This is a genomic window from Serratia sp. (in: enterobacteria), from assembly GCF_046715635.1.
Taxonomy (GTDB): domain Bacteria; phylum Pseudomonadota; class Gammaproteobacteria; order Enterobacterales; family Enterobacteriaceae; genus Chania.
In genome coordinates this window covers 1-9,595 of record NZ_JBKJYW010000404.1, presented here as the reverse complement: position 1 = coordinate 9,595, position 9,595 = coordinate 1, and the positions used below count along the sequence as shown (strand labels likewise).

The following is a 9,595-nucleotide window of genomic DNA, read 5'->3' as shown; positions in this document are numbered from 1 at the left end:
ATCACGCAGGATCAGCCCTACCACCCCCGATTCGCCACCGCGCAGCGTAGCGGCCTGACGGTTACGAACATAGCCAAGCTGCTCGATCGCCTGATTCACACGGGTCATGGTGGTAGGAGAAATACGCCCTTTACCGCTCAGCACCAGAGAAACGGTGGTCACGGATACGCCGACCAACTGTGCGACGTCAGTGATAGTGATCTTTTTGATGGTAATAACCTCTGCAATGCCCTATCAGGGCGAGTTTCACCCTGATAACTAATGGTATACCGAATCTCTCAATGCAGTAAAACGATTTACCCAGATAGGCATTGTCACCGCAAAGCACCGTTCATAATTGTGATTAGGGACGCATTTTTACTAGGTAAAACGTTTTATCTTATTTTTACCTAATCGGGTACACATAACATTGCATGCTTTTTCGCCAGGAGTCGTCGGTTATGCCAGCGTCTAAAAAACAAAAAATTACGCTTTGGGAGTTTTTCCAAAGCCTGGGCAAGACATTTATGCTGCCCGTCGCACTGCTTTCATTCTGCGGCATCATGCTGGGGATCGGTAGCTCACTAAGCAGCCGTGACGTGATCACCCTGCTGCCTTTCATTGGTCATCCGGCTTTCCAACTGCTGTTCACCTGGATGAGCAAGATCGGCTCCTTTGCCTTCAGCTTCCTGCCGGTGATGTTCGCCATTGCCATCCCTCTGGGCATGGCGCGTGAGAACAAAGGCGTGGCCGCCTTCTCGGGTTTTGTCGGCTTTGCCGTGCTGAACCTGGCGACCAACTTCTACCTGACCACGTCAGGCGTGCTGCCTACCGTCGATCCGCTGGTGCTGAAAGCCAATAACATCCAGAACATTCTGGGCATTCAGTCTATCGATACCGGTATCCTCGGTGCGGTGATCGTCGGGATCATCGTTTATCTGCTGCACGAGCGTTTCAACACCATCCGCCTGCCGGATGCGTTGGCATTCTTCGGCGGTACTCGCTTTGTGCCAATCGTCACCACCGTGGTACTGGGCCTGTGCGGCCTGATTATCCCGCTGATCTGGCCTTGGTTCGCTGCCGGTATTAACGGGTTGGGCCGTATGATTAACGGCGCAGGCATGTTTGGGCCGATGATTTTCGGCTCCGGCGAACGTCTGTTGCTGCCGTTCGGGCTGCACCACATTCTGGTAGCGCTGATCCGCTTTACCGAAGCGGGCGGTACGCTGGACGTTTGTGGCCGCGAAGTCAGCGGTGCCTTGACCATCTTCCAGGCACAGCTCTCTTGCCCTACCACCCACGGCTTTGCCGAAAGCGCTACCCGCTTCCTGTCCCAGGGTAAAATGCCTGCCTTCCTCGGCGGCCTGCCGGGTGCGGCGTTAGCCATGTACCACTGTGCCAAGCCAGAGAACCGTCACAAGATCAAAGGGCTGCTGATTTCCGGCGTGGTTGCCTGCGTCGTCGGCGGCACCACCGAACCGATCGAATTCCTGTTCCTGTTTGTCGCTCCGTTCCTGTACCTGATCCACGCGATCCTGACCGGTCTGGGCTTCACCGTGATGGCCCTGCTGGGCGTCACCATCGGTAACACCGACGGTAACATTATCGACTTCGTGGTGTTTGGTATCCTGCACGGCACCGCAACCAAGTGGTACCTGGTGCCGTTGGTGGCCGCCATCTGGTTCGTTACCTACTATGCGATCTTCCGCTTCGCCATCCAGCGCTGGAACATTAAAACGCCGGGCCGTGAGACCGAAACCACCGCTACGCAGAGTGCCCCTGTCGGTGCCGTGGGTAAATCCGGCTATAACGTGCCCGCTATCCTGGCGGCGTTAGGCGGTAAAGAGAATATCGTTTCACTGGATAACTGTATTACCCGCCTGCGTATGTCGGTTAACGACATGAGCAAGGTGGATGATGCGGTGCTGAAAGCCAACCGGGCTATCGGCGTGGTGCACCTTAATGACCATAACCTGCAAGTAGTGATTGGCCCGCAGGTGCAATCGGTGAAAGATGAGTTAGAATCACTGATGGCCAACGCATAACCTTCCCCCCGGGCGCAGCCTGCTGCGCCCTTGTTCGGAGTTTTACATGTTTGATTTTTCTACCCCGGTAGATCGTCACGGTACCTGGTGCACCCAGTGGGACTACATCGCCGACCGGTTTGGCACGGCAGACCTGCTGCCTTTCACCATCTCCGATATGGATTTCGCCACCGCCCCCTGCATTCTTGAAGCCCTGCAACAGCGCCTGCAACACGGCGTGCTGGGCTACAGCCGCTGGCAGCATGAAGACTTTCTTGGCGCGGTGCGGCATTGGTATCAACAACGCTTCAATGCTCCCATCGATACGACCAAGGCAGTCTATGGCCCTTCGGTGATTTACATGGTGGCGCAACTGGTGCGTATCTGGTCGGCTCCGGGGGAATATGTGGTCACCCATACGCCAGCCTATGATGCGTTCTATAAAGTGATCCTGGGTAATCAGCGCCAGGTGTTGCCGTGCCCGCTGCACAAAGTGGATAACGATTGGCAATGCGATATGGGCCATCTGGAAGCGCTGCTGGCGCGGCCACAAACCAAGATCCTGCTGTTGTGCAGCCCGCAAAACCCCACCGGCAAAGTGTGGACACAGCAAGAGCTGGAGCAGATGGCGGAGCTGTGCGAACGCCATGACGTGAAGGTGATCAGCGATGAGATCCATATGGATATGGTTTGGGGGGAACATCGTCACACGCCATGGAGCCAGGTGGCCACCACCCCATGGGCGTTGCTGACCTCCGGTTCTAAAACCTTCAACATTCCGGCACTCACCGGTGCCTATGGCATTATTAGCGATGATAGCGCGCGTGATAGCTACGTTCAGGCACTAAAAAGCCGCGATGGGCTATCCTCACCGGCAGTGCTGGCGGTGGCGGCCCATATTGCTGCCTACCGCCACGGCGAGCCTTGGCTAGACGCCCTGCGGGACTATCTGCAAGATAACCTGACCTACGTGGCCGAGCGGCTCAATCAGGCGTTGCCACAGCTAAACTGGCAGCCACCGCAGGCCACTTATCTGGCGTGGATCGATATACGCCCATTGGGCATTGACGACCGCGAATTGCAGCAAGTGCTGATCGAGCGTGAGAAAGTCGCCATTATGCCAGGCTTTACCTACGGCGAGGAGGGGCGTGGTTTCCTACGCCTGAACGTCGGCTGCCCGCGTAGCAAGGTTGAGGCCGGGATGGATAAGCTGATTGCTGCGTTGCAATTTGTCCTGGAAGCAAAATAGGTTGTATCGCCAGGGGCACAATGCCCCTGGTTTATGGCCTGACTTCACTTCTCCAAGGTACCGTTCAACGCCACGTATTGCAGCAGCATGATGGTTTTGGCATCGACGATGACTCCCTGATTAATTGCGCCTAGCGCCTCTGCAAGCGGCATTTCAAGCACCTCCAGATCCTCGCCCTCTTCTTCGATGCCACCACCGGCAGCCACTCTGCTTTGTGCGTCGTATTCGCCGATAAAGAAGTGCAGTTTTTCGGTTACCGAGCCAGGACTCATATAGGCCTCAAAGACCTTCTGCACGTTTTGCACGAAATAGCCGGTTTCCTCTTCTGCCTCGGCCCGGATACGATCCTCAGGGGAAGCGTTATCCAGCAGACCTGCGGCGGCTTCTATCAGCATGCCATCGTGACCGTTAACGAACACCGGAAAGCGGAACTGGCGTGTCAGCACCACGGTCTGATGCTGGCGATTGAACAGTAAAATGGTGGCTCCATCACCGCGATCGTAGGTTTCACGGCTTTGCCGCTGCCATTGCCCATTGCGCCGCAGGAAATCAAAGGTGGTTTTTTTCAGCACATACCAATCATCAGACAACACTTGGCTTGCAACAATACGCACTCTGTCTTTGGTGGTCACCATCTGCTCAACCTCGTTATCATCACCGGAAGTAATATTGATAATATCGTGCATATTCGTGTATGATCAAGATAATTCATGCACAGAAAGAGATGGGATCCCACATGCTGACCAGCCAACGTAAAAAGATCATTCTTGAAAAACTGGCCCAGGATGGGCAGGTTGTCGCCAAGCAATTGAGTGAGTTTTTTGGGCTTTCCGAAGATACTTTACGGCGAGATCTGCGCGAATTAGACAGCGAGGGGCTGCTGCAGCGGGTACATGGGGGCGCCCTACCGGTTTCATCCGCCATTGCCACCTTTGCCGAAAGGAATACGTTGGAGTCATCCGCCAAAACCGCCATCGCCAAAGCCGCGGCCGCCATGATTATGCCTGGGCAGGTGGTGATACTGGACGGAGGCACCACTTCAGCCGAACTGGTTCGGCACCTACCGCATAATTTGCAGGCCACTATCGTGACCCACAGCCCGAGCGTCGCAGTGGGTTTGGTCGAACATCCCAATATTGAGGTGATCATGATCGGCGGGCGGCTCTATAAACACTCTATCGTCTGCGTGGGGGCAGCGGCAGTTGAGGCCATGTCGCCTATTCGTGCCGATCTCTATTTTATGGGGGTTACTGGGGTGCATCCCGTTGCAGGTCTGAGCACTGGCGATCTTGAAGAAGCCTATATCAAGCGGGCGTTAGCCGCCCGAGCGGCGGAAACCGTGGTGCTGGCCTCTGCCGCCAAGTTGAACGCTGCGTCACAATATGCTATTGGTGAATTGACCTTGGCGCAGACGATCGTGGTGGAAGGTGACACCGATAACGCCCTGATTGAACCGCTACAGCAAGCGGGTGTAACCGTGATTAAGGCTTGAAGACTTGGAGGGCACAATTCCACTCAGCATTGTCCTAAACTGCGTCGTACCCGCAATTTAATGTGATAAACATCACTTTTTTATGCAACTCCATAGATATTTTCATCAGATTGTTTTTATACTGCTCTGCACTTTACCCAAACAAAAATAATGAGTGCCTATCATGATCGACTGCCGTTTACCCCTTACCGATATTCACCGTCATCTGGACGGCAACATCCGTGCGCAAACCATCCTTGAGCTAGGCCGCCAGTTCAATCTCACCCTGCCTGCCAATGAGCTGGCCACCCTGCTTCCCCATGTGCAAATCACCCAGACCGAACCCGATCTGATGAGCTTCTTGCAAAAGCTGGACTGGGGCGTGGCGGTGCTGGGCGATCTGGATGCCTGCCGTCGCGTAGCCTATGAAAACGTGGAAGATGCGGCAAACGCTGGCTTGCACTACGCCGAGCTGCGTTTCTCCCCTTACTACATGGCGATGAAGCACCAACTGCCGGTTGCTGGCGTGGTGGAAGCGGTGATTGACGGTATTCGTGCTGGTTGCCGCGATCGCGATATTGACGTGCGTCTGATTGGCATCATGAGCCGTACCTTTGGCGAAGCGGCCTGTCTGCAAGAACTAGACGCATTGCTGGCCCACCGCGATGGCATTACCGCATTGGATCTGGCGGGTGATGAGCTGGGCTTCCCTGGTAGTCTGTTCCTCAGCCATTTCAATCGTGCCCGTGACGCAGGCCTGCATATTACCGTACATGCCGGTGAAGCCGCTGGCGCGGAAAGCATCTGGCAGGCGATCCGTGAGTTGGGTGCAGAGCGCATCGGCCACGGGGTTAAAGCGGTGGAGGATCCGGCTCTGATGGATTATTTGGCGCAGCATGCCATCGGCATCGAGTCGTGCCTGACCTCGAATATTCAAACCAGCACCGTAGCTTCGTTGGCACAACATCCGCTGGCGACTTTCCTACGCCATGGCGTGGTGGCTTCAATCAATACCGACGATCCGGCCGTTCAGGGCATCGAGATTGAGCATGAATACCGCGTAGCGGCTCCACAGGCCGGATTAACCACGCAGGAAATCCGCACCGCGCAGGAAAACGGCCTGAAGATGGCGTTCCTCAGCGAGCAGGAAAAACAGGCGCTACGCTCGAAAGTACTTGCTTAACACGCGATGCAGGCTTAGCGGCCTTGCAGGTCGCTAAGCCTGTTCCTCATAGTAAACGCAAGAACTCGCTAATCGCTTCAGTCACTTCTTTAGGGGCTTCAATCATCGGGTGATGTCCAACGTTGGCCAAGGTCAGCAACGATGCATTCTCAATAGCACTCACTATTTCACGGCTCAGCTCAACAGGGGTTGCCGTATCATGCTCGCCACAGATAACCAACGTATGCACCTTAATCTGGGGGAGTAAATTACGCACGTCGCCCCGGGTAATCACAGCAGCGTCAAGAGCCAGTGCCAATCCGGTTCGATCGTGAGCCAACATAACGCTCCTTTCGTGGATCACCTCAGCAGGATTACTCGATAACCACGCTTCGCCATTGATTCGAAGCTGAATGGCGGTAAATACCGCTGCACGCTGTTTCTCAGGCCCATTGAGGATGACTTCACGCTGTTGTTGCCAGTGTACCAACCGTTCAGGAAACTCAGCTCTGGCACTAGTGCCGATCAGGATCAATCCCGATATCAGTTCCGGATAACGTGCCGCCAGCCTGATGCCAACCATCCCTCCCTGGCTTTGACCAATAAAGGTGACTTTACCCAGTGACAGTTCCTGGATCATCAACGCCAAATCTCGGCTCAGATCGTCAAGCGTCCACCCGTCAGGATGGTAGCCACTTTGCCCATGCCCTGGCATATCAAGCACAATACAGCGGTATGACTCACTCAGCGCGTTAAATTGCGCGGCAAAAGCTTCATGATCAACCAACAGCCCATGGGCAAAAATCAGCGTCGGACCTTCGCCGCGATCCCAATAACGATAGAGGGTCTGGTTAACTTTAAGCTGTTGCTGCTGCCAGTTATCTACAGGGTCAAAAGCCCGGCCAAGCAACGCAGAGTCTTCAAAGATCTGATAGCGAGCGATCTTCGAATTAGCGACTTTAAAATGGATCACCATGTCACTGCCCACGGTATTCCCGGTACTTAATAAGGTATGACGAAAACGCCCCAGAACCACGACATTATCGTTATTTTCGAACAGCTCGTTAATGACAAACTCTTGCGGCTTGAAGTTTTTGGGGAAGCTCTCGAACCAGCGCCTGACCTGCACCTTCCCTTGCAGTATTCCCACGGTAGAAACATGCGGGCTACCGTCGATATGCCAGACAACTTCATCATCCAGCAACGCAATGATTTGATTAATATCCCCCTGTGCAAACGCAGAAAAATAACGCTGTACCACTTCTTTCGCATTCAACTTTGGAGCCGTACTACGATCAAGAATTTCCACTATGTCACTCCTGGTGAGAATACATCACCGATGTCATTATCGGTTGATGGTGAGTGAGCAAATTATATGTATTCCAAATATGCATAAATACGTACACAATCAGGAAATCATTTTCCATAAATAGAAAATAACATGACCACAACCGAGTTGGACTGGAATGATTTACGTTTCTTTCTCACCGTAGCGAGAACGCAGAGTTTAACTAAAACCGCCACGGCGCTAAAAGTCAGCCAATCAACGGTAGCCAGAAGAATTGAGGCAATAGAAAACAGCCTGCAGGTAAGCCTGTTTGCACACCACCAGACCGGTTATTTTTTGACCGACGCAGGTCAGGGCATATTAAAATATGCCGAAGAAGTGGAAGAGAGAATTCTGTTGTTGGCAAGTCAAGTCTCTGGGCTAGATCTTCGGCCTGTGGGGACAGTACGGCTAGCAACGGCGGAGACGCTGGCAAGCCAGCTGATTATTCCGGCCTTGCCACGCTTTAGCGCCCGTTTTCCCGATATCGCGCTGGAAATCATTACTGGTGTCAATACTGTCTCAATCACCCGTCACGATGCCGACCTTGCACTCCGTCTGGTACGCCCGGAACAGAACTCACTTAAAATCCGCCGGGTGGGCCGAATGGCATCGGCAGTCTATGGTTCTGAAACCTATCTACGGCAGCATCCAACACTTGAAACCCATCCGCTGGATGGGCGAGGTTTCATTACCTGGGATAGCTGTTATAACCACCTGCCGTCAGCAAAATGGCTTACCGGCAACTACCCGAATGCCCCTGCCACGCTGGTCATAACCAGCGTTGTATCACAGATTGCTGCGGTAAAAGCCAATCTGGGTCTGGCCGTTTTACCCTGTTTTATCGCTTCGCAAAACGGTGAGATGGTCAAGGTCATCCCTACAGAACAGGTGTTTGCAGAAGATCTGTGGTTGGTCAGCCATCCCGACTTGACTGCATCGACCCGTATCCGGGCCGTGGCTGATTTTTTAGTAGAGATTATCGACGAAGCGCAATTGGTATAAGCAGAGACACATACAGGCGTAAATACCGCCAGTGCCTCAGCTTATTAGACAAAAGCGGGTTGATACGGCAGCACCGCCCGGTGGCTCTCCTCGATCAGCGCCACAATCTCGCTACGCGGGCCCTCCAACCAGGCTTGGCTGCGGTAGAAATCCTGCAATACCTGTTCCATTTCCGCCATGCCGTCAAACCGCCGCATCAGGTAATAGGCATCGGGATGGTGTAGCGAGACACCGTACTCCAGCACAGTGATCCCTGCGGCCTTATGGAGAGGCACGCTATCATGCTGCATGATGTGGTGAAAACACTCGCCACTGCCCGCCTGTAAACGATATTGCAAAATCTCGACTACCTTGGTCATGCTGCATCCTTGTTTTTTTATTTAGTTACGGCAACTTCGCGCTGCTGGGCTGTTTTACGCGCATAGCGCTGTGCCAGCACCGCACACACCATCAACTGCACCTGATGGAAAATCATCAAGGGTAATACCATCGCCCCAACGGCAGCGGCCGGAAATAGCACGTTGGCCATCGGAATGCCGTTGGCCAGGCTTTTTTTCGAACCACAAAACACGATAGTGATCTCATCGGCGGTATCAAAGCCCAGCCAACGTGCGGCATAGGTGTTGATAATCAGTACCACCGTCAACAGCACCAGCGACATCACCAGGATCGTCAGCAGCGACCAGCCGTCAATGGTGTGCCAAATCCCCTCAACCACCGCAGCGCTAAAGGCGGTATAGACCACCAGCAGGATCGAGGAACGGTCGGTGAGGTTAATCAGTTTGCGATGGCGATCGATCCATTTGCCAATCAGCGGACGCGCCAGATGACCAATAACAAACGGTACCATCAGTTGCAGAATAATCGCGCCGATAGCATGCCATACGTCAGTATTGCCTTCTTGCGTATGCATCAATGCCCCCACCAGCAGCGGAGACAGAAATACCCCAAGAATGCTGGATGCCGAAGCGCTGCAGATCGCCGCCGCCACGTTCCCTCCGGCAGCGGAGGTGAACGCGATTGCCGATTGCACCGTGGCAGGCAGAGCGCACAGATAAAGGAAACCCAGATAGACAGTCGGCGTCATTAAGCCCGGCACCAGCAGGTTCATCGACAGCCCTAACAGCGGGAAGAGCGCAAAGGTACTGAGAAACACCACCAGGTGCAGCTTCCAGTGGCTCATGCCGGCAACGATCGCCTCACGGGAGAGTTTCGCCCCATGCATGAAGAACAACAGGGCTATCGCGGCAGTGGTTAAATGTTCGAAGAAAGTCTGCCAAATCCCTTCACAGGGCAGCAATGAGGCCAACAGCACCACCATCAGCAGCACCAGTAAAAACTTGTCGATACGTAGACGTTGTAACCAGGACATCCTGCA

The 9,595-nt window shown here is 53.9% G+C and carries 10 protein-coding genes; 5 read left to right on the top strand and 5 right to left on the bottom strand.

Annotation, left to right across the window (positions count from 1 at the left end):
• On the bottom strand, positions 1 to 216 hold a 216-nt coding region (locus ACLQ7H_RS20930), incomplete at its 3' end, for a LacI family DNA-binding transcriptional regulator (RefSeq protein ID WP_411754323.1).
• Positions 217 to 440: 224 nt separating this feature from the next.
• On the opposite strand from ACLQ7H_RS20930, the gene malX reads away from it, so the two are divergent.
• Together malX and ACLQ7H_RS20920 are read left to right on the top strand one after the other, a co-directional pair.
• Positions 441 to 2,024, top strand: coding sequence for a maltose/glucose-specific PTS transporter subunit IIBC (gene malX, locus ACLQ7H_RS20925; RefSeq protein WP_411754319.1), 1,584 nt, complete (start codon positions 441 to 443; stop codon positions 2,022 to 2,024).
• 46 nt (positions 2,025 to 2,070) lie between these two features.
• Complete coding sequence (locus ACLQ7H_RS20920) at positions 2,071 to 3,252, top strand: MalY/PatB family protein (RefSeq protein ID WP_411754318.1); 1,182 nt, start codon at positions 2,071 to 2,073, stop codon at positions 3,250 to 3,252.
• Positions 3,253 to 3,296: 44 nt separating this feature from the next.
• Here the strand turns inward: ACLQ7H_RS20920 and ACLQ7H_RS20915 are convergent, their stop codons facing one another.
• Complete coding sequence (locus tag ACLQ7H_RS20915; RefSeq protein WP_411754322.1) at positions 3,297 to 3,887, bottom strand: NUDIX domain-containing protein; 591 nt, start codon at positions 3,885 to 3,887, stop codon at positions 3,297 to 3,299.
• Positions 3,888 to 3,988: 101 nt separating this feature from the next.
• Here ACLQ7H_RS20915 and ACLQ7H_RS20910 point away from each other — a divergent pair, with 101 nt between their 5' ends.
• Positions 3,989 to 4,744: a DeoR/GlpR family DNA-binding transcription regulator gene (locus tag ACLQ7H_RS20910; protein WP_411754321.1), complete on the top strand. Its 756-nt coding sequence runs from the start codon at positions 3,989 to 3,991 to the stop codon at positions 4,742 to 4,744.
• A 163-nt stretch (positions 4,745 to 4,907) separates the two neighbouring features.
• Positions 4,908 to 5,906 carry an adenosine deaminase gene (gene add, locus ACLQ7H_RS20905; protein WP_411754317.1) on the top strand — a complete coding sequence of 333 codons (999 nt, stop codon included), beginning with the start codon at positions 4,908 to 4,910 and terminating at the stop codon, positions 5,904 to 5,906.
• A gap of 46 nt (positions 5,907 to 5,952) precedes the next feature.
• On the opposite strand, the gene ACLQ7H_RS20900 is transcribed toward add, so the two are convergent.
• Positions 5,953 to 7,194, bottom strand: a complete 1,242-nt coding sequence (locus ACLQ7H_RS20900) for an alpha/beta fold hydrolase (protein WP_411754316.1) — start codon at positions 7,192 to 7,194, stop codon at positions 5,953 to 5,955.
• A gap of 132 nt (positions 7,195 to 7,326) precedes the next feature.
• Between ACLQ7H_RS20900 and ACLQ7H_RS20895 the strand changes: the two genes are divergently transcribed.
• Entirely contained in the window at positions 7,327 to 8,217 is an 891-nt protein-coding gene (locus tag ACLQ7H_RS20895) for a LysR family transcriptional regulator (RefSeq protein ID WP_411754315.1), read from the top strand.
• A gap of 44 nt (positions 8,218 to 8,261) precedes the next feature.
• Here the strand turns inward: ACLQ7H_RS20895 and ACLQ7H_RS20890 are convergent, their stop codons facing one another.
• Positions 8,262 to 8,576, bottom strand: coding sequence for an NIPSNAP family protein (locus ACLQ7H_RS20890; RefSeq protein WP_411754314.1), 315 nt, complete (start codon positions 8,574 to 8,576; stop codon positions 8,262 to 8,264).
• A gap of 17 nt (positions 8,577 to 8,593) precedes the next feature.
• Positions 8,594 to 9,589: a bile acid:sodium symporter family protein gene (locus ACLQ7H_RS20885; RefSeq protein WP_411754320.1), complete on the bottom strand. Its 996-nt coding sequence runs from the start codon at positions 9,587 to 9,589 to the stop codon at positions 8,594 to 8,596.
• Positions 9,590 to 9,595: the final 6 nt, after the last annotated feature.